The sequence below is a fragment of the Curtobacterium sp. MMLR14_002 genome (assembly GCF_001864975.1).
GTDB lineage: Bacteria > Actinomycetota > Actinomycetes > Actinomycetales > Microbacteriaceae > Curtobacterium > Curtobacterium flaccumfaciens.
The window spans coordinates 26,452-52,497 of record NZ_MJGT01000035.1 but is presented as its reverse complement, the minus strand read 5'-3'; the positions used below and the strand labels follow the sequence as shown (position 1 = coordinate 52,497).

Here is a 26,046-nt window from a genome sequence, read left to right as displayed (position 1 = left end):
CGCGAACCAGAACCGTCACGACTTCAGTACTGCGGGCGGATCCAGTCCGTCGGTTGCACGAAGCGGGCGCGGGGCAGGACCTCGTCCGGCTCGGCGGTCCGCACGTTCGTGATGATCGTGTCCTCGCCGTACTCCGACAAGCGGCGGGAGAGGCCGTCGCGTTCGTCGATCACGAGTGTCCCGCGGGTCGCCGGGTCCCCGCGGTGCTCGAAGGTCACCAGGATCGAGTGCTCGCCGATGTGCTGGACCAGGATCGGGTGGAAGCTCTCGGAGCCTCGTCCCCATCGGAGCATCAGGTCGGGCACGGCCATCCGGACGACGGGTGCGTCCGTGGTGCTGCGGTCGAACGAGGCGTCGATCGAGCCGCCGGGGTAGACGTCGTCGTGCAGAACCCCTTCGCGGAAGCTGGAGTGTTCACCGTCGGACCGATCGAGGGTCCAGGTCTGCGCGGCCTCGTCGATGTCGACACGGAACTGCCAGAACTTCTGCCGCGACTCCTGGTGGATGCCCTCGAGGACGTACCGGGCGGGTCGGCGGAGGGCCGCGAGCTCCTCGGCGATCACGGGACCGTCGGACCGGGTGAGGAGTTCGTCGAAACGCACGGTGCCAGCATGGCGCACCACGTGCCGTGGACCGCACCCCCTGACGGGCGGGAGGCGCGGGGCGGGGTGGTGCCGGGCCTCCAGGCCGTGGGGTGGTCGCGTCAGGTTGCGTCAAGCAACGTGCGCGTAGACCGGGAGGATGCAGGTCGTCGGAGTCGAACAGTTCGGAGGGCCCGAGGCCCTCGCCGTCCACGAGGCGCCGGAGCCGCACGCCGGTGCGGGATCCGTGCGGATCCGGGTGCAGGCGTTCGCCGTGAACCCGACCGACACGGGGGTGCGTGCCGGGCAGCGGGACAGCTCGCAGGCCTCGCCGCCGTACGTGCCGGGGATGGACGCCGCCGGCGTCATCGACGAGGTCGGGCCCGACGTCACCGGATGGGAGGTCGGCGACGAGGTCATGGCGATGGCGTTGCCGCTCAGCGCCCACGGTGGCGCCTACGTGCAGGAGCTCGTCGCTCCGGTGGGGTCGTTCACGCGGATCCCTCGCGGGACGTCTCTTCCGCTCGCCTCCACGGTGCCCATGAACGGGCTGACGGCGTTGCAGATCCTGTCGCACGCCTCGCTCGCGCCGGGGCAGACGCTCGCCGTGACCGGGGCTGCCGGGCTGCTCGGGAACTACGTGGTGCAGCTGGCGAAGGCCGCCGGGCTGACGGTGATCGCGGATGCTGCTCCGGCGGACGAGGCTCTGGTCCGGTCGCTCGGGCCGGACCACGTGGTGCCACGGGGTGCTTCCTTCGCCTCCGCTGTCCGTGAGCTCGTGCCGGACGGGGTCGATGCGCTCGCCGATGCTGCTGTGCAGCGCGACGAGGTCGTCGACGCCGTTCGCGACGGGGGAGTCTTCTTCGACGTGCGGGGGTGGCAGGGCAACGGGGCTCGGGGGATCGAGTTCGTGCAGATCATGGTGTTCTCGGAGTACCGGTCATTCGACAAGCTCGAGCAGCTGCGGCATGCCGTCGAGAGCGGGACGTTGACGCCGCGGGTCGCCGAGGTGCTGCCGGCTGCGCGGGCTGTGGAAGCGCATGAGCGATTGGAGGCCGGGGGGACGCGGGGGCGGTTCGTGCTCACTTGGTGAGTTGACGCTGGTGTGATGGACGGGAGGCGCGGTGCGGGTTGGTGCCGTGCCTTCCGTTGGCCTTGGGTGTTCAACGCGCGATGATGGCCATGTGACCCTGCACGAAGCCATGATCGAGGTACTCCGTGAGAACGGCGCGCCGATGACGAGCCGTGAGATCGCGGACTCCATCAATGCTCGAGAGCTGTACCGACGGAAGGACGGCCACGCGCTGCTCGCCGGGCAAGTGAGTGCACGAGCGCGGAACTACCACCAGCTCTTCCATCGAACCGCGAGCCACATCGCTGTTCGGTGAAGCGCGCGCGGCGCGGGCCCTCCTGTCACTGCAACCGCCTCGGCGCAGCGGCGCCGGAAGGGCCCTCTGTCCGACTTCAGCGAGCGTCGCCGGCGTCTCCGTCATCGGGTCGTCGACGCAGCTTGTTCGCCCAGACGCCGAGACGAGCGGACACGGCCTCTGCAGTGGTGCTCGCCTGCTCCAGCGCGCTGCCTCCGAGCTTGCGCGCCACCTCGACCCCGTCGGTGCCACCTTCGACGATCCGGTCCCGTGCATCTTCGGCCGCATCTCCGAAGGCAGCGCGCCACCGCTTCGACTCGAGCTCTGTACGTGAACCCTCGATACCCATCCCGCCGTGGAACGCCATCACCTGGCCGGCGACAGCGTTCGTCGAACGAACGACTGTGCGGGAGTCGAGAGGGTGCATCACCACCGAAACGTCTCCCACACGTGCTGCCGCGTCGATCCGACCCAGGAGCGTCTCCGTGCGCTGCGTGATGGAGGCGCGGCGTGACAGGCGGGTGTCGCGGAGTGACTCCCGGTGGTGATCGAGGTCCCCCGGAGCGGTCAGCTGCACGTGATCGAGCTCGAGGATCGCGACGCCTTCCTGAAGCTTGAAGGACTGCGCCAGGACTGCCAGCCACTCGTGCACGGTTCGCTCGGCGCTCTCCGTCACGTCGGCAAGTTCTCCGACCTTGGAAGTGCGTTCGAGCTTCTCAGCCAGGGCGTCGAGTTGCAGGAGCGCGTACGACTGCGCGCGAGCGATGGTGAACTCCGTCCCGTTCACCTTCGACCACGTCACCGCGTTCACGTGACCGACACGGTCGCGGACGCGCAAGGCATCGTTGATGATCAGCTCTACTCCGATGAGGTCGGCGACGGCGGCGTCCTTTTGCGCCCGGAGCACGTCGTCGAGCTTCGCGTCGATCTTCGCGAGATAGTCGGTGATCTCGTCCATCGCCTGCTGCATGGCGAGCTGCGCCATGATGCCGGCGACCCCGGTGAGCATCGCGGGACTGGTGAGCATGGAGCTCACCTTGGTGAACTCGAGGATGTTCTTGATCTTCCCGTTCTCGGTGACGATGGCGCGGCTCACGCCTGCACTCGACCCCTTCATGGCGGAGAACTTGTCGAGCGCTTTCGCGGACTCCTTCGTCAGCTTGACCCATCGGCCAGACCCCGCCGCCACCTGTGCGGCAGCGTTGGCTGCGCCGGACGCACCGCTGAGCGTCTGACTCAGGCGGGGCAGATCGAACTGGCGCGAGGGCAGGTCGTTCGCGGAGAGGAAGCGCTCGATGGCCGTGTTTGAGCCGAAGAACGTCACGCCGTCTTCGTCGCGCACCACGTCGATCTCGTCGGTCATGTGTGCTCCGTGTTCGTCGCGGGTCGGGTGAGCTGATCATAAGGGGTGATGAATGCTCTCGAAACGCCGTCGTGTCGAGTGCGACCGGCAGAATGGCGTGCGAGCGGCACCGCAGCCGTGACGATGAGGGGAACAGCAGTGTCTCGAGCAGAGAACCGACTCCGACGACTTCAGGAAGCACTCCGCTACCTCGACAGCAACGGTGGAGAAGCCCGACGCCTGGATGTGTGGAACGCCGTCCTCGAGCGCATCCCCCTCGAAGACGAAGAGCTGGCGCCGAACACGAAGGGCAAGCCGGTCGGTGACTCCGACTTCTTCTGGGGATCGTCAACGATGGTGAACGCGGGCTTCATGGAGAAGCCACGCCGCGGTGAATGGCGCGTGACCGACCTCGGTCGGCAGCACAGTGCGTCCGACGTTCCGATCGAGGAATTCGGCGCGGTCCTCAACACGCGCCAGCGTGACTTCGACCGGCAGCGCAAGGAGGACCTTCAGCTCCGGCTCGCCACGGAGATCGTCCCGCCTGACTGGCGAGCCGAGACAATCCGTTCGACGAGCGCCATCTTCGTCGACCGAGGGCTCCGCCAGCTCGACTCGGTCTTCGCTCCTGGCCGTGGCGTCTGGCGCAGCAACGTCGTCGCGGAACTCCGCGAGCGGTTCATCGGACGGCCGGAGGTCGACGGCGCTGTCTTCCTCGAGAAGCTCACGACCCAGTTCGACGGCGCGAGCGACGACGCGAAGCTCCTCATGGCGGAACTCCTGTGCTGGCAGGTCCTGCCACTCGAACAACCCGGGGAGCGGAAGAAGCGGGAGCGCGTGACGTTCCTGCTCGACCGGATGGAGCACCCCGTCACCATCCCGGCCGAGATCGACGAGGCATTCCGCTCGTGGTCCTTCAATCCCGGGCAGGGCATTTCCGGGCACATGTTCGCAGCGACGTCCATCCTCATCGAGTGCGTCGACGCGTGGCTCCGGCTCGGTGAGGAAGAGCGCGACCACGCGCTCGACGACCCCACGGCGTGGCGAGATGTCGTCTCGGCGCTGCCAGGAACACCCCTGCCCATCCAGCGCAATGAGCTGCTCCTGCTCGTGCACCCCGGGTTCTTCGGGGAGGTCGTCTCCAGTGACGACCGCGAGGCGATCCGCAGCGCATTCGCCGGCGAGGTCGAGGGACAGATGGAGGATGACCCGGACGAGGCTTTCCAGCGGATCACGATCGCGCTCCAACAGAAGGCGAAGGGGCCGGCGCTGTTCTACAAGGAACCGCTGGCGCCGCGATGGCGGCACAAGATCTCGACGCCGCCGAAGCCGGTGCCTTTCACGGTCCCGGGTCCCGGTCCCGTCATCCCCGACCCGAAGCTCAATGTCCGCGTGCCGTTCACCCGCGTGAACGATGAGCTCGCGGCCGAGCTTCACATGCCCGAACCTTGGCTGCAGGACACCCTCGATCTCATCGAGCGCCGCAAGCAGGTCATCCTCTACGGCCCTCCGGGAACCGGTAAGACGTTCCTCGCCCAAACGTTGTCGAAGCACGTGACCGACGGCACCGACGGCGAGACGACCATCGTGCAGTTCCACCCGACGTACTCGTACGAGGACTTCTTCGAGGGCTTCCGCCCCGTCGCGAACGACGACAGCGGCAACCTCGCCTTCAGCCTCCGGAAGGGGCCGCTCCGACGCCTCGCCGACAGCGCCGCCGCCAACCCCGAGGCGAACTACTTCCTCGTCATCGACGAGATCAACCGCGGCAACATCGCGAAGGTGTTCGGCGAGCTGTACTTCCTGCTCGAGTACCGCGACAGCGAGATCTCCCTGCTCTACAGCGACGAGCCCTTCACCCTCTCGAGCAACATCTTCGTCATCGGCACGATGAACACGGCCGATCGCTCGATCGCGATGCTGGACGCCGCAATGCGTCGCCGATTCGCATTCGTCGAACTGCACCCGGAACGCGCGCCCGTGCAGAACGTGTTGTCGCGCTGGGCTGCGACCAAGGGCCTCCAGGACGACCGTGCCGCGCTGCTGACGCGACTCAACGCGCAGATCCAGGACCACGATGCCAAGGTGGGGCCATCGTTCCTGATGCGCGATCTCGCCGGGACCGGTCTGCAGGACGTGTGGCGGTACGAGATCCTGCCGCTCCTGGCGGAGCACCACTACGGCGAAGGCGTCGACCTGGAGGCGCGGTATGGCCTGGTAACGCTGCGTCGTCAGGCGACGCGCGACGCTGCGGACGGGGCCGAAGGTGCTTCCGTCGACGATTGAGCTGCGGGAAGCAGACCAGCCGGTGGTGCACCAGCTGCCGCGCGCGGTGGCGGTCGGTCTTGCGTCAGCGAACATCGCGACGGTCGCGCCGACGCTCGGCGCCGACGAGTACCGCGTGAGTGGTGTGCGGAAGGTCGGCGTCGTGCGGATCGCCGGGCACACGGTGTGGCTCAAGCCGAAGACGCCGGTGCGGCGGCTGTTCGCGATGCTCGGGTACGCCCGCGCCGGGAGTGCGATCTGGACGGAGGACGACTTCGGGTTCGAGGAGGACGATGACCTCGTGCCGGCGTTGGCGCAAGCGTTCGTGCGGCAGGCCTCGCGGGCGTTGGCCGGAGGGCCGCTTCGCGGGTACGTCACGCGCGAGGATGCGCTGCCGCTCGTGCGTGGTCGGTGGCGGATCGGAGACCAGCTGACACGGCGGGGTGGGCAGCCGCTGCCGGTCGAGGTGTCGTTCGACGACTACGTCGAGGACATCGCCGAGAATCAGGTACTGCTGGCCGCAGCGACGCGGTTGTTGCGACTGCCAGGTGTGCCGGCCGATGTGCTCGGGGCGCTGCGGCGGATCGTGCGGGTGCTCGACGAAGTGTCGGTGTTCCCCGTCGGGGCGCCGGTGCCCGAGGTCCGACAGGATCGACGGAACGCGCGGTACTCATCCGCGTTGGCTCTGTCGTCCCTCGTGTTGTCAGGGTCGTCGGTCGAGCAACGCGCCGGGTCAGTCGTCGCGTCGGGATTCCTCGTCGACATGTGGTCGGTGTTCGAGGACTTTGTCTCGGCTGCACTACGAGAGGCGTTCAGGCCGTACGGGGGAGTGCTGGTGTCGCAGTACCAGTCGACGCTCGACGTCGAGGGCACGGTGAAGATCGCGCCTGACCTCCTGTGGCTCGTCGACGGAGAGGTACGGGCGTGCATCGATGTGAAGTACAAGGTGGAGAAGCACGGGCAGTACCCGAACGCCGACTTGTACCAGATGGCGGCGTACTGCCGGAGGTTCGGGTTGGGGGAGGGGTGGGTCGTGTACGCGGCTGGAGGAGCCGAGTCGCCTTCGGTCCGAGTGGTCCAGGGGCCCTCCGTGCGACGGCTGGCAATTGACCTCGACACGTCAACATTTGAACTCTCTACGTCCAGGGCAGTCGCCGCTCTTGCCGCCGTCACAGCCGCGCTTGCTGCGGCGTGCATGACTCGCTCCTCCAAACCTCATCTCCTCACCTGACGGAGATCCCTTGGGTTCAAAACCCACAGGTAACGCCAGCGTGAACCCCCGCGGTTTCCTCAAAAACACACTGGTTGCGGGGATTTCTCCGGGCTTGGGCTCGCCGATCCGACTACTAAGTGACTAGAGAAGGTGGAGCTCGGAATGTCAACTGCCTTCTCGGGTCAAACTTCGGTTTCAGTTGATGCAGGCCATTCAACGCAAGACCGAGGCAGGACTCGAAGATTCGTCGAGTCCCGCCTCGATAGTGAAGGAGAGGTGAGACTGACCCGTTCGTCAGGCACGCATGGTCTTAATGCTGCTGCGAATATATTCACGCTCCTCCTCGGATAGCTCGTATAGGTCGAAGAGCTGCTCGTCGATCTGCTCTGACGAAACGGACCAGTCGATGGCAGATTCCGCCGACAGGTCGACCTGCGGCACGAAGCGATAGGTGCTCTTGGTTCCGTGCTGGCTCACTTTGGCCTTACCGTGCAAGAACCGGGCGAACTTCGTCTTCACGTATGCAACGAGGTTGTGGGCGGACTCTTCCGTGAGGTCCAGGTCGGCGCCCATGACGATGAACGTCTCCGAGCACACAGATCCCGGTGCTGCGACGAAAGCGTTCTGGTTGTCGTCGTTGAGCTCGGTGCCGATGTTATTGGCGTACGGGGTCATGGCCTTCCATCGACCAATCCAGTCGAGACGGGTTCGAATGAGGGCATCACTCAAATATCCGACCTTCCGCGACTTCCCATAACAGAGGACCGGCTCTGTAAGCCCTGCGGGTGTGTCGTGGAACTCCGGCGAATTGACAATACTGCCCTCCAAACCGAACGGACGACGTGCTGAGACTTGGTCCTCGAAAGAGGCGAAGCTCTCGTGGTTCGTTACCTTCTGCACAATTTCCACGCCCTTCGAGTCGCGAAGGAAGATACCCAGCCCAAAGGTGTTCAGCGGCCGGGTTGCCTCGAACTCTACGTCCTGTCCATCGCGGGTCAGGACGAGCGTGCCTCCAGCCTCCGCAGCGTCGTAGCTTGAATCACGTAGGAAGTAGCAGACCCCGCCCCGGTTGTTGGTCTCCGGAAACACGGTCTCAGGCGTCGGGAAATCGTGCAACTCACGGATGCATGTGTCGGCGAGCATGTGGTTCCTGAAGTCGCCCAGCTGTTTCCCGCCGGCGTACCACCGGCTCGGTATGACGAAGCTCATGTACTTCGGCTCGAGCGCGGCCGCCGCCGCGATGAACTCGGGATATATCGGCCGTGCGCTCTGCTGCGCACCACCGTCGCTTACCTGGTACGGCGGGTTGCCCACGACTGCCCCAAACTTCACTGAGCTACTCCCTTCGTCGAATATTCTTTCAATACTGCGTAAACCGCGCTCTTTGAGCAGGTCGTACGCGGTAGGCCCGTTGGCGATGTTGTCTGTGTCGAGCCCCAGGATCTCGTAGAACCGTCGGGTAAACTCATAAGCGATGCTCGACGTCGGCAGCGAATAGACTGCCGCGCTCGCCACTGCCTTGTTTACTCCGAGCTCGTCGACGAGCCTCTGGTAGATCGCGACCGCGAATTCGCCAAACTTGCTTGCGAGGTCGAGTACCTTCTCGCCTCGTTCCACCAGTGCACGTAGCTCGGCCCCCGGGATGCGCCCGACGATCTCGCGGCACAGCCAGAGCGGGGTGCGCACTTCCGACTCGGACACCCGCGTGAATTTCGCGAGCGCTCCGGTCGCGCGCTCGACCGGAGTGAGTGATTCCTCCCGAGTCAGCCGAGAGATGTTGAGGATCTTGTAGTCCAGGCTTTTTAGCTTGATCCGGTCGAACGCTCCGAGGAGCGCACGCAGAATCACAGGCTCAAGCCCGAGGTTGCGCGCGATGCGGGCATTCTCGCTCATGTCAATCACATCGACAACGTCTCGGAGAGAGGTAACCGAATCGGACGTCAGCATCGCGAAGAACAGGATCCGTTGGTAGTACGTCTGGAGCTTGGCCTCCCAGTCCGCGTCGTCCCGCTCGGTGTGCGGATCGGCAAGGGACGAGCCCGGATCGTCGCCGCCCGGCCCGGCGGGCTCGCCATCGTCGCCTCCTGTGTCCAAGTCGTGTTCCTCGCCTTCGACGGCGGCGAGCGTCAGCCCCTCTTTGCTGCCAAGCGAGGCCTGCTGCGCGATGACGCGTCGGATCTCCTCGATCGCGAGCACGTTGAGGTCAACCGGCACGTCGCGCACCTCGTCCGCGACGCTGCGGTTCATGTTGTACTCACTGATCGCGTGCAGCACGTCGGTCGGCGTGACCTCGCTGAGGCGATCGGCGTTCATGGTGATGACCGGCGAGATCCGTAGGTCCTCGCGGAGGCGGGTCCCGAGATCGGAATCGACGGGAGCATCCGTCCCATTTTCGCTCGACAACAGCGAGCGCAGCTCCTGCAGGCGGAACAGTCGCACGGGGTCGAAGTCGACCAGAAGCGTCTGCGGCTTGAGGTTCTCCTTAATGATCTCCGCGCTCTTCTCGCTGCCGAGCGTCCGGACATGCTGGCTCTGTAGGCGGAAAGTCGCCTGATCGTACTCCTGAGGCGATGCTGTGTCCTTCAGGTACAGCATCGTGTCCCACTGCTGCACAGTAGTCCCCGTGAGCATTCGGTTGACGGTGAGGGTCAGCGTCTTACGCCCTTCCGCCTCGGCATCAGAAATTGCCGCTTTCACGCGATCTGGCGTCGGGAACCTGCGAATGTCGTCGACTCCTGAGATGTTGATGATCTCGTAGTCCTTGAGGTTCTTGAATTTCTCGGCGTTCCGCTCTATCAGGGTTTGCATCGCATCGCATGACGCTTTGTAGGGCAGGACCATCACCATGTGGCGGCAAAGCTGCCCTTGCCGAATTCGGTCGTTGTCGAGGATCCCGAGCACGTTCTGGTCCTGCTGCGATCCGTCGATCACGCGCAAAAGGTCAAGGATCTCGGCTTCGTGCTCAAACTCCTTGTGGAGCCCGTCCCGACGGTCGCGAGTGAGTTGCCTCGGTTTCAACAGTGCTGTGAATGCGTAGCTGTAACCGCTCTTCTTCAGCATCGAGAGTTTGTGGAGCGCCGATTCGTTCGGATGAAACGCAAACCTGACCATCTGTGGGAATCCGAAATACGGATTTTCCCATTCGTTCGCGTCAGGGTGGTCGACATTCCATTGCTCCTGTTCCCGGACGATGTCGGCGAACTGGACGAAGGCGATTATGTCCTCGGTGCCGAACTCACCACCCATCAGGATTCGGTATGGCGATCCCGACAGGTGAAGCCTGATCCGGGCCTGAAGGACTTTGAGCTGTTTCTCGGCATCCGCGAAATCTTCCTGCTCGGCCGACAGGGCGGCTTCTTCGCTATCGACGGGCTGCCTCGCGTCCCGCAGCACCTGCCCGTAGCTTCCGGCTCGAGCACCGAAGTGGGTCTCGTCGATGATCAGCAGGTCAATCGTCTTGTTGAAGACATCGGCGTGCTTCTCTTTGAGGTCGGGCCCCTGGAGGTCCTGGAGCGTCAGGAAAATGACCACGCAATCGCTGTTAGCGCGCGCTTCCGTCACCGCCTCCGGGTCCAGCATCAAAGCTTCAGCGTCGAGGAACACATACCCCGCGAAATTGCCGGCAGACTCGGCCGTCTGCTTCCACTCGCCTTTGACGTCTGCCTTCGCTGAGACGACCAGCACTGTCCGCGCCGCCAGCCTCTTGGCGCACATGAGCGAGGTGAACGTCTTGCCGAAACGCATGACGGCATACATCAAGAGGTTGCTGCGCCCAGCGGTCACCGCCGCTTCGAAAGCATCCACGGCCTCCCGCTGGTTCGGCCTAAGCTCCCATTCCTCACCACGGGCGTAGTGGCGGACAGCAGGAAGCCGGTCCGCTGCGTCGAAGTAGGCGTAGCGCCCAAGGTTCTCGGCATGGTCGTTTCGAATGTCCTCGATTGCCGCTTCGACATCGGCTGCGGTCGCGCCGCCGAAGAACTCACGGCTGTAATACTCCCCAATCGAAATCTCTTCGGGCAGCAGGCGCATCCGCCCAAGGTCATCCTCGAGGTAGCGGTGCACCGAGTGGTCTCGGAAGTAGACATCCTCGGAAACTGAAGCCGAACCCTCGAAGTGCTGCTCGAGATTCGGATAGTGGTGCCGCCATTCGTTCAAGCGAGTGGCGATGGGGCGGTAGGTGTCACCAACCTTGAGGTAATTCGGGACGGTGTTCGTGCTGAACGCGTAGATGCGCGGTCGCACGCGGCCAACGATCAGCCGCTCGATGAGTTCCTCGTTCGCCGTCATTTCGTCCCTGGTCCGTCTCTCAGCAGCTTCAGATAGTCGTGCGTGCGCTTCGCGCGCCAGTCCCGGAGCACGCACCGGGTTCGTTCCCTCGCTCCGAGATCGCCGAAGATGTCGAGCTCATCCGGCGCGCCCTGCAAGCCGTATTGAAAAGGCGGCGCGTTGGTCAAGCCGTCCATCTGCCAGAGGTTCCACGAGATCACGGTCGCGATGGCCTCGAGCTCGGAAGTAGACGGCTCCGTGCCCAGCGCGTCGATCGCGTAGTCCGCATACGTAGCCAGAATGTTCTCGCGGGCGAGAAGCAGGCTGTCGCCGTGGTACTCGTACCCGTAGACGCTCTCGACGGACCGGCGCGCCCAAATGCGCCACTCGTCGTCGTCAGAGGCATTCTCTTTTACGGCGCGTAGCTTCCTATCGAGGACCCCAATGCGGCGTTCTAATGCGATCATTTCGCCAGTAGTCGTGTCATAGCGGCTGGCGAGGTACGGGCCCTCGCCGCACGCGATTTCGAGTCGACGCTCGTCCACATAGCGTTTCCAGGTCTTTGCGCCACTCGACGTGAAAGGGAGCTTAGCCTCAGTTAGGACCCAGGTCGCCTCCGTAGATCTATTGAAGGCCCCTGGATGACCAAACCACGCATCGTCGACGCGATTGTTCTGCTCGTTGCACAGCCACGACGGCGTGAAGACCTCAGCCTTGTCCTTGGTGCGTTCCCATCGGACGTCGGCGGCCTTGGCAACTCTCGGCTGGATCAACCGCTCGTTTTTACCGGTGATCGACGCAATCGTGATTTCTCGCTCGGGCGCGTACTCGTCCCCTAGATAGGCGTAGTGATCGGTCGCCCAGACGATATGGCCCGATGTCGCCCTATCCACGAGTAGAGTTTCAAGAAGTCCGAGGGAGTTGCGCGCGAGTACCTCCTCGCTGATATCAATCCCACGCAATGCTGTTCCTCAATTCTGCAGGCGCAGAAATTATTCGTCCGCGATGCGCACTCGTTATTTTCCCACCGCAGGATCCGAATTCCGACAGCCCTACCATCCTATTGGCAGGCTCCGGGTTGTCCGCAAGGTCGGTGCCCTGCGAGTCTCCCATCTAAAGCGCCCGGTGACCTGCGCGCCACGCAGAGCGAGAGCCCGAAGTACGGGCACCCGAGCAGCTCGTCCCGGCCAATCCCGCGCACAAGCGACCGGCAGCTTCGCCGAGGCTGGGCCAGGTGGTAGCCATCCGATCCGCCACCGCTCAAGCTTGGGTGTTGCATGAATAGGTGCCATCTGGTCTGGCATGTCCCGCGGGGCGGGCCTGGATGGATGTAGCCGTGCAGGAGTTTCGCAACGTCGCTGTGCCTGCTGCTCGGAACCGTGGGCCGGGAGTGGCGATCGAGCAGGTCGCGTCAGACTTCGGTGTCCAGCCGATGACGTTGACGGAGTGGTTGCGTCGCGCGGCTGTGGATGACAGGGGCCGAGCCGAAACACCGCGCGCCGTGTCCGACGAGGTCCGTGAGCTTCGGCGTCGGAACCGGCTCCTCGAGCAGGAAGCCGAGGTGCTCCGGCGGGCGGGGCATACCTGTCGCAGGCGAAGCTGCCGGGAAAAGGCTCTACCCGCTCGGCAGCGTGCTCGCTGCGGACGGGATCCCCATCGGGCGGACCTACCATCGGCGACGTCGCCAAGCCCGCCTCGGCCGATTGACGCCCGTCGAGCTGGAAACATGAAGACCAACGTCGCACTCGCGGCATGACTACAACTGTCACCACACTCTGCAGCAGTCCCAGGTGCTGCGGAGTCTCCAGCGCTGTTGACTCAGGCCTCCTGCGCCTTACTCACCCGCAACGGCGTCCGTTCTCCCAACATCGGCACCCGTGGTCAAGCGACGATCGTGAGTGCGAGCTTCATCCGAGACATCTGCCAGGCGTCGTCGCAGGTCATTTCCGCGAAACGGCACTCGACACGGCCCGCAACCCTAGCGGCGTCTTCGGACCGGCGAGATCACCAGCCCAGGTACCGGATCCCGCCTCGAGGTCAGCCCGCACCGAGTCTGACACCCCGAAGAGGAGCGTCGCCACGAACCCCACGACGTACGCCACCACGAGCCCCGACCCGTACCCGAGCAGCGCCCACCCGTACCCGGACGAGCCGTTCAGCAGCGGGATGAGCGACAGGTCCGAGGCCCCGATGGCGATCGCCCCGACGGAGTGCCCGAGCTGGTCGAACAGCCCGACGACACCGCCGCCGAAGGCTCCACCGATGCACGCGGTGATGAACGGCCGCCCGAGGGGGAGCGTCACACCGTAGATGAGGGGCTCGCCGACACCGAGGAAGCCGGCCGGAAGCGCACCCCGGATGGTCCGCACCAGCGACGCGTTCGACCGGAACCGCACCCACAGCGCGATGCACGCACCGATCTGCCCGGCACCGCCCATCGCCAGCACGGGCAGCAGCACGGTCCACCCGGTCTGGTCGATCAGGGTGGTGTGGATCGGGATGAGCCCCTGGTGCATGCCGGTCATGACGAGCGGCAGGAAGAGGCCTCCGAGCACGAAGCCGGCGAAGGCTCCACCGTTCGCGAGGAGCCAGGTCGCGGCGGTCCCGATCACGACGGAGACGACTCCGGCGACGGACATCAGGATCCCGAGTGTGATCGACCCCGCGACGAGGACGGTCACGGTCGGCACGACGATGAGCGCGATCACGTCGGGAGTCACGCGCCGCATGAAGCGCTCGACGTAGGCGGCGAGAATGCCACCCGCCAGAGCACCAAGCACACCGCCCTGCCCGGGAGCCAGCGTCTCGCCGAACACGGTCACGTTCGCGACACCGGCCGCGACGATGATGCCGCCGACTGCACCGCCGAGGATGGGCGTGCCGCCGAACTCCTTCGCGGCGTTCATCCCGACGAAAACGGCGAGCAGCGACAGGAAGCCGGACGAGAGCACGCCGAGGAACGGCGTCACTCCGGGCACCCACCCGAGGTTCGTCAGGATGCCGTTGATCCCGGCGATCAGCCCGCAGGCGATCAGCGCGGGGATGAGCGGGATGAAGATCGCCGAGATCTTCCGGATCGCGCGCATGGTGCGGCCGTCGGAGCGGGAGCGCGCCGAGGCCTTGATCGACGCGCCGCGAGCGGCGAGCTCCTCGGGCGACGCACCAGACCCACCAGCCGCAACCGACGGGGCGGCCGCGCGCAGGGCCTCCAGGTCGTCGGCCACGCGGTCGACGAGACCCGGGCCGAGCACGATCTGCAGGTTCGAGCCGGCCGCGATGGCGGCCATGACGCCGTCGGTCGCCTGGAGGGCCGGCAGGTCGACCGACGCGGGAGACGAAACCTCGACCCGGAGCCGGGTCATGCAGTTCTCGACATCGGCGATGTTCGCGGAGCCACCGACGGAGTCGAGGATCTGCTGGGCGAGTTGCTGTGCATCGGGCATTGCTGTGCTCCTCGGGGGAAGGAATCGAGCGAAACGAAACGGAAAGGTGAACGGGGTCTACAGCACGGCGCGCAACGAGCCGGCAGCAGCATCGAGGCGCTCACGGGCCGAAGCGGCCGAGGCTCCGGTGAGGATCACGGCGATGGCGGTCTTCACCTCGCCGTCCGAGGCGTCGAGCGCCGCCTGGACCTCGGCGGGGGAAGCGCCGGTGACGTCCTGCACGAGCGAGAACGCCCGCGCGACGAGCTTCGCGTTCGTGGCCCGCACGTCGACCATGCGGTTGCCGTAGGTCTTGTGACTGCGCACCATCGCGAGCGTGGTGAGCATGTTGAGCACGAGCTTCTGCGCGGTGCCCGCCTTCAGGCGGGTCGACCCGGCGATGAACTCGGGGCCGACGACGACGTCGATGGCGATGTCCGCCTCCCGCCCCGCGGCCGAGTCGGGGTTGCACGCGACGGAGACCGACAGGGCGGACCGGCGCCGGGCCTCCAGGATGGCTGCGATGACGTAGGGCGTCCTGCCCGACGCGCTGATCCCGACGACCACGTCATCGGCCGTCAGGCCGAGCGCGTCGAGGTCGCGGACAGCCGCTGCTTCGTCGTCCTCCGCGCCCTCGACGGCGGTGGTCAGGGCGACCTCGCCGCCGGCGATGAGCCCCACCACCTGCGAGGGGTCGGTACCGAAGGTGGGCGGGCACTCGCTGGCGTCGAGGACGCCGAGCCGGCCCGGCGTGCCGGCGCCGACGTAGACGAGCCGGCCGCCGCGCGCGAACGCTGCGGCGATCGAGTCTGCCGCCAGGGCGATGGCCGGGAGGCACGGCTCCAGTGCCGCAGGCACGCTGCGGTCTCCGGCGTTCATGCGCTGGGCAGCTTCCAGCGTGGAGATCGTGTCGATGTCGTCCAGCGAGTGGTCGGTCGCCTCGGTGGTGAGGGCCGCGAGTTCGTCGCGGAGGGCGTCGTGGGTCTCGTGCCTTGTGGTCATGGTGATGCTCAGTTCCGGTGGTGGGTGCGGACGGCGTCGCGGCTGCGGGCGAGGAGCGGCTGGGAGCGCTCGTCGGTGCGTTGCGCGACGACGATGAACAGGGTGTCGACGATGGCGAGCTGGCTCATCCGGCTGCCCATGGCTGCGGGGCGCAGGGCGCTCTCGGCACCGGCGACACCGAGCAGGACGTGGTCGGCGGTGGTGGCGAGCGGGGCGGAGGCGTGGCCGGTGATCGCGACGATCGTGGCGTGCTGGGCTCGGGCGGCGTGGGCGACCTCGAGGGTCTCGACGGTGGACCCCGAGTGGCTGACCAGCACCAGGACGTCGTGCTCGCCGATGACGCTCGCCAGGGTCAGGGCATTGTGCGGGTCGTCGGCGATCGAGCTCACGATGCCGATGCGTTCGAGCTTGAGGTGCAGGTCTCGGGCGACGATGCCGCTCGCGCCGACGCCGTACAGGACGACGCGGCGGGCGTTGGCTAGTTTTCGTGCTGATTCGTCGAGCGCGTGCGCGTCGAGTGCGGCGCGGGTGTCGGCCATCACCGCGCGGACGTCCTCCGTGACCTTCGCGATGACGGTGGCGACGTCGTCGTCGACCGCGACACCGGCGTGGATCTCGGTGGACTCACGTTCGTGGATCCCGCGTTCGACGGCCCGGGTCATGCTGCGCTGCAGGGCGGCGAAGTTGGCGAAGCCCAGGTGTTGGGCGAAGCGGGAGACCGTGGCGGGGGAGACCCCGGCTCGGCCGGCGAGGTCGGTGGCGTTCGTGGTGGCCGCGGCTGCTGGGTTGTCGAGGACGGCGTCGGCGATGGCACGCATGCTCGACGGCATGCTCGCCGACTGGGTACGGACGAGGGCGAAGGCATCGGCGCGCTCGGATCGCTCGGATCGCTCGGGCCGCTCGGTGATCGTCATCCCGCCATGAAAGCGTCTTTCGCAGGTGAGCGCCAGTGCTGAAAGTAAATTGCGTGTTACGTCGTTGTGCCGGCCTGTGTGCCAGCGGACTGACGATGGCGGCGATCACCAGGGGGAGGACGAACGCCCACGACGCAGGGTCGGTGTTCGTCGACACGGCTCCGGCCCATCCGGCTGGTTGGTCCGGGGTCCCGCGACCGAACAGCGCTGCGACGAACAGGTAGAGCACGCCCGGCACGGACTGGTACCGGTCGCCGAGTACCGCTCGGCTGACCAGTGCGAGTGCGCAGAACGCGATCGTGTTCCGGGCGGTTGTGACCGCGGCCTCGGGTTCGGCGCCGACCGCGAGGCCGATGCTCGCGGTGGCTGTCACCAGCGCGACCACCGCGATGACGGTGGCCAGCTCGAGCAGGTCCGTCCGCCGAGTGGGCGCGGGGAACGGTGCGCGGGTGACCGAAGCGCTCGTCGCGATGGCGATCACCAGCGGGAGCACGGCCGCGACGGGGATCAGCGCGAACGGTGCGCCGCCGCCGAACGAGGGGAAGAGCATGCCGATCGGGCCGAGCGCGATCGAGAGCACCGTCAGGGCGGTCGTGAGTCCGAGCAACGGCAGGGTGCGGTGGACGCGCAGCCACCAGATCACGAGGACGGCACCGCGATGTGGCCGACCGAGCAATCCGTCAGCCGGTCGACCGTCGCGGTGACCCACGCGGCCTGAGCGGGGACCGGAGCACGACGGAGGGCTCGCAGAACGTCGGGGTCGTCCAGCTCGAGGGCGGGTTCCACGTGGTCGGCGTTCACGATGCCCTCGGCGGCGACGTCGATGAGCCATCGGTTGGCGACGGCGGCATCGTTGAGGCGTTCGGCATCGTCCTCCTCGGTGCCGCAGTACGTTACCTCGGCGTCGCCGAGCAAGGAGGTGGTGATGCTGTGGAGCACGTCGGCGTCGGTCATCCGAACCTGGAGGATCATGTTCAGGACGTCGAGCGTCGACGGCGCGTTGCTCGCGCGGATGGTCGACGGCACCGTGACGCCCGAGCGGCCGAGGTTCTCCGCAGCTTTGCGGATGACGGATTCTGAGTTGCCGCTGTCGCGTTGCTCCGGGAAGAGGCAGATCGTCGGCGCCGCGCCGCTGCAGATCGCCTGCGCTTGCGGGCGGTCGATGATCGGTGCCGCGCCGAGGCCGGAGCCGGCGGTCAGCGCGACGAGGGTGATCACGACGAACGAGCTCGCGCCGATCTGGAGTCCGAACCGGCGCGCACGGTCACCACTCGAGCGTCGAGCGACCGCGATGACGAGCAGACTGCACCCCGCGAGCAGACTGAACGCCGTCGCGATGACCGGAGCCCGGATGTCGACCGCGGTCTCGACCGAGCAGCAGTCCGCCATCACGAGTCCGGCGAGGTACCGGAGCGGGAAGTAGTCCACGGACCAGGTGAAGCCGAGCCAGCTGTACGAGACGAGCAGGCTCAGTGGGATGGATGCCACCGGCGGGAGCCACCGCCCCAGTGCGAATCCGATGCAGCTGTGGAAGAACAGGATCCCCGCGAAGGCCAGGCCGACGAGCGGCGATGGGCCACCGGGAGCACCCCAGGTGTCCCGACTCATGAGTGCGACCGCGACGACCTGGAGCAACAGGCCGCCGGTAAGTGGTGTCCACAGGTGATCGGCGATGACTGCTGCGCTGGATCGGCTGCTGGTCTCGATTGCGGGCGCCGCAGCTCGGAAGCGCTTCCCTTCCCAGGCGCCGGCGGTGGCCGCGACGCCGCACGAGAACACCAGGTAGATCGCGGAGCCGGCCATCGCCGCGGGCCAGTAGCCGGCGACGGTCGTCTCATCTGCGAACTGCACGCTGTACGCGACGACGCCGAGCAGCCCTGGAGCGAGGAGCCACACTGCGGCTCGGCTGCGCCACGGGATGATCGGGCGCATCAGTCGTCCTCACTCGTGAACCGCGCGTACGAAGCGGTGATCGCCTCGGTGGGCGAGAAGCCAGCGAACGGCTCGGTGAACGCCCCGACTGAACCAGCGAACGGCACCCGGCCGTCGACGAGGACGGTCACGTGGTCGTAGGTTGCGGCGACGTCCTCGGTCTGGTGCGTCGAGACGACGACGGACACTTCCGTCGGCAGGTTCTGGATCACCCCAGCGAACCGCGCGCGCTGTGCCGGATCGAGTCCGGCCGTCGGTTCGTCGAGCAGGATCCACTGTGCGCCGGACACCAGCGCGCCAGCAACGCCGAGCCGCCGGATCTGGCCGCCCGACAACGAGGACGCTCGTGCGTCGGCTCGGGCGGCGAGATCGACGGCGGTCAGGGCGGCCGTCGAGCGATCCCAGGCGTCGGCGCGCGACAAGCCCTTCAACCAGCCGCAGTAGGCGACGTGCTCTCGAGCGGTCAGGCCGGGGAAGGCGCCGCTCCGCTGCGGAAGCCATGCGACGCCGCGGCGGTACCGTCGGCGGTTTCCGCGCGTCCCCGGTTCCCCCAGTCCCTCGATGCTGATCGTCCCGGCGCGGGGGCGGAGCGTGTCGGCGACGAGCCCGAGCAGGGTCGACTTGCCAGCGCCGTTCGGCCCGAGCAGGACGCTCGCTCCGGTCGGGAACACCGTCGACAACCCGGAGAGCACCGTGTGATCCCGCCGGTACCCGAAGGTGAGTTCGTCAATCTGTATGCCCACTGCGCCCCCTTGAAACCTCGTACTGGTGTTTCACCGTACAGGGTGGAGAATCACCTCAGGACTACGAGGTGCGGCAGGCCTCCTGAGTCAGCGCTGGCGGGCGGCTGCTTCGGTGGCCGCCTGCACGTAGCGCCGGCAGCTTCGGGACTGGTGGAGGAAGAGTGGCGTGAAGACGATCGCCGCAACGAGGAGCGCGCCGCAGAGGATCCGACTGAAGACGGCAGAGAAGGGGTCGTCGCCGACGAGGTTCGGGAGCTGCGGACCAACGACGCCGAGGCAGAGCAGCAGGAACTGGCCGAGGGCGATCGGCTGGTAGGCGGCGCGGAGACGGGCGAGGTCGACCGCCCGTCGTGCGAGGTAAGAATCGGCTGGTTCGATCGGGGTCCCGCTCGCGATCGCCTGCGCGAGCGTCTTCCGGCCGAAGCGCGAGAGCCCTTCGATGGGCGCCTGCATCTGCGGAGTCAGCCGGAGTGTGGTGGCGACGAGCGAGAACGCCCCCGCGAGTCCTCCGACCGCCACCGTGCACCCGATCACCACGATGGGCCATCCCGGGCCTCGGCGCGCGTCTCCGAGCAGGATGACGACCACGACGCCCACCATCAGGCCGACGATTCCGCCGGCCAGGATGATCCAAGCCGTCCTGCGCCAGGCTCGGCGGGCGATCGCCTCGGGTGTCTCTGGTGCCTCCGTCGCGGTGGTCATACGACGGAGACCGGAGTGTCGGTGCGGCGTTCGTTCTCGGCAGTGGCGGCATCCGCGTAGCGCTGAGCTCGGCGGCCTCGGACGACCAGCAACGGCGCGACGAACACCATCTCGATGACGAAGAGCGCGAGGAAGATTCGGCTGAAGACCACATCGCCGCCGCCGCTGAGGACACGTGCGAAGTGAGGAGCAGCGACCGTTGCGAAGAGCAGGAGGTTCTGGACGAGGATCAGCCCGTTGAACGCGGCGGTCCTGCGGGCGAGGGTGAGCGCGCGGTGCTGCAGCTCCGGGCCTGCGTCGTCCGCGAGCGGAACGCCCGAGCGGATGGCTCCCTTGATGATCTTGCGACGGTCTCTCGTCAGGTCCTCGGTCGCCTGCGTGATGATCGACGACGCGCGTGCCGTGGCGGGGAGCAACGAGAGCATCCCGGCCAAGCCGACGAGCACGGCGACGCACGTACAGATCGCCAGGGCGACGGTCCAGCCGTCCTCGTCCCGCGAGGTTGCCCAACCTGCCACTGCTCCCGCGACCGCGGCGATCGCCACGACCAGGGCGGTACGACGCCACGCGCGCCGGATGATTCGTTCGTCTTCCCCCACCCGCTCACCCTACGGGGCGGGGCAGAGCCGTGTTCTGGAGCCGAGCACCCGTCGGCCGCTGGCGGTGCGGTCGAGGCGAGGCGGGCCTCCAGGCCGGACGCCGTCAGGCGACGCCGCGCCGCGGACGGAAGACGCCCGCCCGGACCAGCCACACGTAGAGCAGGCAGCCGATGCAGACGTCGAAGACGGCGTTGAGGAACGCGGCGACCAGGGCGACCGCGGCACCGATCGGAGCGGCGTACGGCACGCCGAGCAGCGCGAGGAGCAGGGCGACCGCGGTCACGAACAGGCCGACCTGCTGGGCGAAGGTCGGGGGTTCCGGAGCCTCGAGCTCGGTGGGCGGGGCGAGGCGTGGGCGGACGACCCGTCGGAAGAGTGCGCCGTAGGGGTGGCGGCGGATGCCGGCGATGCCTCCGACGGCGAACAGCACGACGATGACCGCGAGCAGCACGATGCCGGCGATCCACGTCTCGGGGATCAGCGTGAGGACGATCGTCGCGGCGAGGAGCACCGTGGTGATGGCGGCGCCGAAGCGTGGGGAGCGCGGGTCGATGCCGCGGTCGGTGTCGTTCGTGGTGGTCATCGGGACTCCTGGGTGCCGGTCGTGTCTGCGGTGCCTGCGGTTCCTGCGGTCAGGACGGTGTCGAGGGCTGCGGCGAGCTCGGGTGGGCGGGGTGGGCCTCCGAAGCGGGTGCGAACGGTCCGGGAACCGTCGACGAGCAAGACCGTGGGGGTCTGCAGGACGTTGAAGCGGCTCGCCAGTGAGGGGTGCTCGGCGAGGTCGATCTCCAGTCGGGTGACGCCGTCGTGTTGGGCTGCGACGGAGTCCAGGTGCCGGGCGGTCGCGGGGCACCGGGCGCAGGTCGGAGTGGAGAACTGGACGAGGGTGGCACGCGTGCCGAACGCCTCGGCGGGGGCAAGGTCGGCGACCGTCCCGGCGTCGCCCGGTGCCGTCGTGGTCCGTGCGCGGCCGGTCTTTGCGCGCAGGAGCAGGCCGATCAGCGTGGCGAGTGCGAGGACTCCCACGAGCACGGCGACGGCCACGATGACGGTCATGCCGTGACGGTACGTGGTTCGGCGGTGTTCGGGGCGAACGTGACCGAACGTGACGGGGGAGGGGGCACGTGTCGGGTCTCGCCGGCTGTCGCTGGACCGACCTCTACTTCGCTTGAATAGGCATACTTTTCCAGCGACGTGCCACCGATCGGGGTGCCGCAGCGCGGTCGCACACAGGCGAACCGGAACGCACCGAGCTCAGACGCGTCGGAGCAGCCGGGCGACGGAGCCCTGCAACAGCAACAGCAGCGCCCAGAGCAGGCCGATGCTCGGGAACACCACCGACAAGACCAGCGCGGCCGACAGCAGTCCGGCGGCGATGAGCCCCCGCGCTGAGTCACCCAGCGGCGTGGCGAGCAACTCGGGGTTCCGTCGGAGCACGAGTTCGATGGCGGTGAGTGCGAGGCTCGTCACGACCATGCTGCCGAGGTAGAGCGCGTGGGCCACACGGTCGTCGTTCTCGCCGCTGTTGAGCAGGTTGGCGGCGAACGGCAGGAACACGATGCTGATGAGCCACACGAAGTTCAGCTGCATGATCCGCGGGTTGTAGGACCGGACGTGCTCGAACACCTGGTGGTGGAGGATCCAGAAGCGTGAGATCAACCAGAAGGTGATGAGGAACTCGAGCAGCGCGGGCCAGTGCTGGCGGAGCAGGTCGCCGGCGCTCTCGCCCGAGGACATCTCGCTGGCGATGTCGACCAGCGGCAGGATCAGCAGCGTGATGGCGATCGCGACGGTGGCGTCGGAGAAGTTCACCAGGCGGTCGAGTCCGCGGTCCGTGCGGGCGTGCTCGGTGCGTGCGTGCTCCGTCATGGGGTGAGTGTAGGAGCGCTTAGTGTCGGGGTGTGAGCGACGACGTGACTCCGGGCCGGTACCGCCACTTCAAGGGGAACGACTACGAGGTGGTGCTGGTCGCCCGTGATGTGGAGACCGAGGAGCCCGTGGTCGTGTACCAGGCGCTCTACGGCGAACGCGGGCACTGGGTCCGCTCGCTCGCCGACTTCACCGCGCACGTCACGCGCGACGGGTATGACGGGCCGCGGTTCGTGCCGATCGGCTGACCGCCCGGCGACCCGACGGGGTCGGTGTCGGCGCTCGCCCCTAGGCTTTCAGCGCACCGGAGAGCAAGGGGGAGCGCATGCAGATCGGCGTCGACGGGCACGTGCTGCTCAGCCCGAGTGACCTGAGCACGTGGTCGGCCTGCGAGTGGGCGTTCCTGCGCCGCCTCGACGCCAAGCTCGGTCGCGGGGAAGCCCTGCCCGACGTGCACGACGACATGCTCGAGCGCACGGCTCGGCTGGGGGACCAGCACGAGCTCGACTACCTCGACATCCTCAAGCAGACCCGCGACGTCGTCGAGTTCGACCGACCCGCCCCACCGGACTACGCACGCGCCGCAGCCGAAGCACGACAGGCCTTCGCCGACGGTGCCGACGTGCTGTACCAGCCGACGTTCCACACAGCGCCGACGGCCGACGCCCCCGGGTTCATCGGCTTCGCGGACTTCATCATCCGCAACGACCGCGGCGAGTACGAGGTCTACGACACCAAGCTCGCCCGCCACGCCAAGATCAGCGCCCTGCTGCAGCTCGCCGCGTACGCCGAGCAGATGCAGGCGCACGGCATCCCGACCGGGCAGCAGGTGCACCTGGTGCTCGGCGACCGGACGACCACCACGCACGACCTCGCCGACATCGCGCCGGTGTACCGCACGCAGCGCGCCGAACTGCAGCGGGTCATCGCCGAGCGCATCGCGGCAGACGAACCGCTGCGGTGGGGCGACCCGCGCTACTCGAGCTGTGGCCGATGCGAGGTCTGCTCGACACAGGTCGCTGAGCACCGCGACCTCGTCCTCGTCGCCGGCATGCGCCTCGACCAACGAGCGAAGCTGATCAAGCACGAGGTGCTGACGATCGACGACCTGGCGGTCCGCACCCGGGCAGTACCGGGCTTGTCCCGCGCGACGCAGGATCGGCTGGTACATCAGGCGAGCCTCCAGATCGAATCGGAAGACGCCCGACGGACGGGCGCCGACGGGCCGGGCCAACCCGTCAAGCCGCGCTTCGAGGTCCTCGACGCCCGTGCGCTCGACGCGATCCCGGCACCCGACCCGGGCGACGTGTTCTTCGACTTCGAGGGCGACCCGCTGCACACCGAGGACGGCGTGCACTGGGGCCTCGACTACCTGTTCGGCCTGGTCGACGACCGCGCCGAGTTCACCGCGTTCTGGGCGCACACCATCCGCGACGAACGAGTCGCGCTGGAGCAGTTCCTCGCGTTCATCGAGGCCCGGCGGCAGCAGTACCCGGGCATGCACATCTACCACTACGCGGCCTACGAGCGGACGCACCTGCTGTCGCTCGCCGCCCGGCACGGTGTGGGCGAGGATGCCGTCGACGACCTGCTGCGCGCCGGGGTCCTGGTCGACCTGTACCCGATCGTCCGCAAGGCCCTGGTCGTCGGCAGTCACAGCTACTCCATCAAGAAGCTCGAACCGCTGTACATGGGCTCGGACCTGCGCGAGAGCGACGTCACGAACGCCGCGGACAGCATCACCGCTTACGTCGACGCGATCGAGGAGCTCCGGAACGGCGAGGCCGCCGAGGGACAGCGGATGCTCGACCAGGTCGCCGACTACAACGCCTACGACTGCCGCTCGACCCTGCGCCTGCGCGACTGGCTCCGCTCGCTGCGCACCGACGACCCCGATGCGGCCGACCGCGCGCTCGAGCTCGAGGTCCCGCCGATCCCCGTCGAGCGCGAGCCCAATCCGGTGTACGTCGCGCTCGCCGCGCAACTCGAGGACGTCGACGCCCTCGACCGCACCCCTGACCAGACCGCGTTGGCGCTCGCCGCAGCCGCGATCGACTACCACCGCCGCGAGGCCAAGACCTTCTGGCAGGACCACTTCGACCGCCTGCGGAACCCTGTCGACGACTGGGCCGACACGCGTGACGTCCTGGTCGTGGAGCGTGCGTCCGTCGAGCGCGACTGGGACACGCTGCCGCGTGCCCGCTCGCAGTCGCGGGAACTCCGGTTGTCGGGGACGCTCGCGCCCGGCTCGCGGCTCCGGCCTGGAGGCACGCCCCACCTGGTCTACGACGACCCACTCCCGCCGTCGGTCGCCTCTCCGGGCCCCGGATCGAAGGGCGCGTCGTCGCGCGCCGTGATCGTGGACGGGTGGGACAACGGCGACGCCGTCGAGGTGCTCGTGAAAGAGGGCCTGCCCGTCGGTGGCGAACCGCACCACGAGTTCCCGGTGGCCCTCGCCCCGTCGGCACCGCCCCGAGCGAAGCCCCAGCCGGAGGCGATCGCCTGGTGGGGCCAGGCCGTGCTCGACGAGCTGCCGGCGATGCTGCCCGACCCCGCGCTCGACCTGCTGCGCCGGGTGCCCCCGCGTGGCCCGATCGTCCCGGTGCAGGGTGACGACACGGTGTCGGCGGTGGTGTCGACCCTGCTCGACCTCGACCGGTCCTACCTGGCGATCCAGGGCCCTCCCGGCACGGGCAAGACCTACGTCGGCTCGAACGTCGTCGCCCGGCTCGTCCGCGAGTACGGCTGGCGCGTGGGGGTCGTCGGCCAGTCACACGCGACGTCGGAGAACTTCCTTGCCTCCGTGGTCAAGGCCGGCGTCCCCGCGGACCGCGTCGTGAAGGTGCCGAAGTCCGGCGCGACCGAGGACGAGCTCGATTCCGCAGCCTGGACCCCCGTGAAGAACGGTGCCGCGGTCGCCGCGTTCCTGTCTTCGTGTGAGTCCTCGGGCACCGGCGGTGTCGCCGGTGGCACGGCCTGGACGTTCGCGAACGAGTCGACGATCGAGCGCCGTTCCCTCGACCTGCTCGTGGTCGACGAGGCCGGGCAGTTCTCCCTCGCCCCGACCATCGCGTCGTCCGTCGCCGCCACGCGGTTGCTACTGCTCGGGGATCCCCAGCAGCTGCCCCAGGTGTCGCAGGGCTCGCACCCGGAGCCCGTCGACGAGTCCGCGCTCGGCTGGCTCGCCGACGGCCAGCACGTCCTGCCGCCGGAGTTCGGGTACTTCCTGGCCCGGACCCGCCGCATGGAGCCCGCGCTGACCGAGTCCGTCTCCGCTCTGTCCTACGACGGGCAGCTCGCCTCGATGGTCTCCGGGCGGCACCTCGACGGCATCGACGCGGGTGTGCACCCCGTGCCGGTCGTCCACGCGGGCAACACGACGTCCTCTGCTGAAGAGGCCGCCCGGGTCGTCGCGCTCGTCGGCGACGTCGTCGGCCGCACCTGGACCGACGGTTCCGAAACCCGTGCGCTGACCGACGAGGACGTCATCGTGGTGGCGCCGTACAACGCGCAGGGGGCACTGATCCGGCAGGAGCTCGACCGCGCTGGCTTCACCGGCACCCAGGTCGGCACGGTCGACCTGTTCCAGGGCCGCGAGGCCGTCGTGTCCATCGTGTCCCTGGCAGCGTCGAGTGCGGCGGACATCCCACGCGGCCTCGACTTCCTGCTCATGCCGAACCGGTTGAACGTGGCGATCTCGCGGGCGAAGTGGGCGGCCTACCTCGTGCACTCGCCGGCGCTGACCACCGGGTTGCCCCCGTCGATCGCGGGCCTGTCCCTGCTGTCCCGCTTCATCGAGCTCGTCCACCCCCGCTGCTGACCAGCAGGA

21 protein-coding genes are annotated in these 26,046 nt (G+C 67.5%); 7 read left to right on the top strand and 14 right to left on the bottom strand.

The features are described 5' to 3' along the window. Positions 1-23 precede the first annotated feature (23 nt). A complete protein-coding gene (locus BIU91_RS03455) occupies positions 24-602 on the bottom strand; it encodes a hypothetical protein (RefSeq protein WP_071404226.1) in 579 nt (192 codons plus the stop codon). Between the two features lie 139 nt (positions 603-741). Between BIU91_RS03455 and BIU91_RS03450 the strand changes: the two genes are divergently transcribed. After that, entirely contained in the window at positions 742-1,674 is a 933-nt protein-coding gene (locus BIU91_RS03450) for an NADP-dependent oxidoreductase (RefSeq protein ID WP_071404225.1), read from the top strand. A gap of 91 nt (positions 1,675-1,765) precedes the next feature. Next, positions 1,766-1,969, top strand: coding sequence for an HTH domain-containing protein (locus BIU91_RS18065; protein WP_084740495.1), 204 nt, complete (start codon positions 1,766-1,768; stop codon positions 1,967-1,969). A 76-nt stretch (positions 1,970-2,045) separates the two neighbouring features. Here BIU91_RS18065 and BIU91_RS03440 read toward each other — a convergent pair whose 3' ends face one another. Further along, positions 2,046-3,311 (bottom strand): hypothetical protein, encoded by a 1,266-nt coding sequence (locus BIU91_RS03440; RefSeq protein ID WP_071404223.1) that lies wholly within the window; start codon positions 3,309-3,311, stop codon positions 2,046-2,048. 138 nt (positions 3,312-3,449) lie between these two features. Between BIU91_RS03440 and BIU91_RS03435 the strand changes: the two genes are divergently transcribed. Both BIU91_RS03435 and BIU91_RS03430 read left to right on the top strand, forming a co-directional pair. Continuing rightward, on the top strand, positions 3,450-5,576 hold the full coding sequence (locus BIU91_RS03435) for an AAA family ATPase (RefSeq protein ID WP_171907767.1): 2,127 nt from the start codon (positions 3,450-3,452) through the stop codon (positions 5,574-5,576). A 22-nt stretch (positions 5,577-5,598) separates the two neighbouring features. Continuing rightward, positions 5,599-6,786 carry an McrC family protein gene (locus BIU91_RS03430; protein ID WP_139196545.1) on the top strand — a complete coding sequence of 396 codons (1,188 nt, stop codon included), beginning with the start codon at positions 5,599-5,601 and terminating at the stop codon, positions 6,784-6,786. A gap of 276 nt (positions 6,787-7,062) precedes the next feature. On the opposite strand, the gene BIU91_RS03425 is transcribed toward BIU91_RS03430, so the two are convergent. Both BIU91_RS03425 and BIU91_RS03420 read right to left on the bottom strand, forming a co-directional pair. Next, positions 7,063-11,055: an Eco57I restriction-modification methylase domain-containing protein gene (locus BIU91_RS03425; protein ID WP_071404221.1), complete on the bottom strand. Its 3,993-nt coding sequence runs from the start codon at positions 11,053-11,055 to the stop codon at positions 7,063-7,065. Beyond that, positions 11,052-11,927, bottom strand: coding sequence for a hypothetical protein (locus BIU91_RS03420; protein ID WP_216099637.1), 876 nt, complete (start codon positions 11,925-11,927; stop codon positions 11,052-11,054). The genes BIU91_RS03425 and BIU91_RS03420 overlap by 4 nt, the downstream gene beginning before the upstream one ends. A 431-nt stretch (positions 11,928-12,358) precedes the next feature. Between BIU91_RS03420 and BIU91_RS19500 the strand changes: the two genes are divergently transcribed. Further along, a complete protein-coding gene (locus BIU91_RS19500; protein WP_366556893.1) occupies positions 12,359-12,790 on the top strand; it encodes a transposase in 432 nt (143 codons plus the stop codon). Positions 12,791-12,974: 184 nt separating this feature from the next. On the opposite strand, the gene BIU91_RS03415 is transcribed toward BIU91_RS19500, so the two are convergent. From BIU91_RS03415 to BIU91_RS03370, 10 genes are all read right to left on the bottom strand, one after another. Next, entirely contained in the window at positions 12,975-14,477 is a 1,503-nt protein-coding gene (locus BIU91_RS03415) for a PTS transporter subunit EIIC (RefSeq protein ID WP_071404219.1), read from the bottom strand. 57 nt (positions 14,478-14,534) lie between these two features. Continuing rightward, positions 14,535-15,458: an N-acetylmuramic acid 6-phosphate etherase gene (murQ, locus tag BIU91_RS03410; protein WP_071404218.1), complete on the bottom strand. Its 924-nt coding sequence runs from the start codon at positions 15,456-15,458 to the stop codon at positions 14,535-14,537. Positions 15,459-15,466: 8 nt separating this feature from the next. Beyond that, positions 15,467-16,372 carry a MurR/RpiR family transcriptional regulator gene (locus BIU91_RS03405; protein WP_084740486.1) on the bottom strand — a complete coding sequence of 302 codons (906 nt, stop codon included), beginning with the start codon at positions 16,370-16,372 and terminating at the stop codon, positions 15,467-15,469. A 639-nt stretch (positions 16,373-17,011) separates the two neighbouring features. Beyond that, positions 17,012-18,304 (bottom strand): hypothetical protein, encoded by a 1,293-nt coding sequence (locus BIU91_RS03400; RefSeq protein ID WP_071404217.1) that lies wholly within the window; start codon positions 18,302-18,304, stop codon positions 17,012-17,014. After that, positions 18,304-19,047, bottom strand: a complete 744-nt coding sequence (locus BIU91_RS03395; protein ID WP_071404216.1) for an ATP-binding cassette domain-containing protein — start codon at positions 19,045-19,047, stop codon at positions 18,304-18,306. The genes BIU91_RS03400 and BIU91_RS03395 overlap by 1 nt, the downstream gene beginning before the upstream one ends. Before the next feature lie 87 nt (positions 19,048-19,134). Continuing rightward, on the bottom strand, positions 19,135-19,749 hold the full coding sequence (locus tag BIU91_RS18795; RefSeq protein ID WP_071404215.1) for a hypothetical protein: 615 nt from the start codon (positions 19,747-19,749) through the stop codon (positions 19,135-19,137). After that, a complete protein-coding gene (locus tag BIU91_RS03385) occupies positions 19,746-20,348 on the bottom strand; it encodes a hypothetical protein (RefSeq protein WP_139196543.1) in 603 nt (200 codons plus the stop codon). The genes BIU91_RS18795 and BIU91_RS03385 overlap by 4 nt, the downstream gene beginning before the upstream one ends. Positions 20,349-20,451: 103 nt before the next feature. Beyond that, complete coding sequence (locus BIU91_RS03380) at positions 20,452-20,931, bottom strand: DUF4395 domain-containing protein (protein WP_071404213.1); 480 nt, start codon at positions 20,929-20,931, stop codon at positions 20,452-20,454. After that, the gene (locus tag BIU91_RS03375; protein WP_071404212.1) at positions 20,928-21,404 is read right to left on the bottom strand and encodes a thioredoxin family protein; all 477 of its coding nucleotides are present in this window, start codon (positions 21,402-21,404) and stop codon (positions 20,928-20,930) included. The genes BIU91_RS03380 and BIU91_RS03375 overlap by 4 nt, the downstream gene beginning before the upstream one ends. A 198-nt stretch (positions 21,405-21,602) precedes the next feature. Beyond that, positions 21,603-22,217: a TMEM175 family protein gene (locus BIU91_RS03370; protein WP_071404211.1), complete on the bottom strand. Its 615-nt coding sequence runs from the start codon at positions 22,215-22,217 to the stop codon at positions 21,603-21,605. A gap of 32 nt (positions 22,218-22,249) precedes the next feature. On the opposite strand from BIU91_RS03370, the gene BIU91_RS03365 reads away from it, so the two are divergent. Continuing rightward, positions 22,250-22,465, top strand: a complete 216-nt coding sequence (locus BIU91_RS03365) for a DUF1653 domain-containing protein (RefSeq protein WP_253183674.1) — start codon at positions 22,250-22,252, stop codon at positions 22,463-22,465. A gap of 77 nt (positions 22,466-22,542) precedes the next feature. Continuing rightward, positions 22,543-26,037, top strand: coding sequence for a TM0106 family RecB-like putative nuclease (locus tag BIU91_RS03360; protein ID WP_071404210.1), 3,495 nt, complete (start codon positions 22,543-22,545; stop codon positions 26,035-26,037). Positions 26,038-26,046 lie beyond the last annotated feature (9 nt).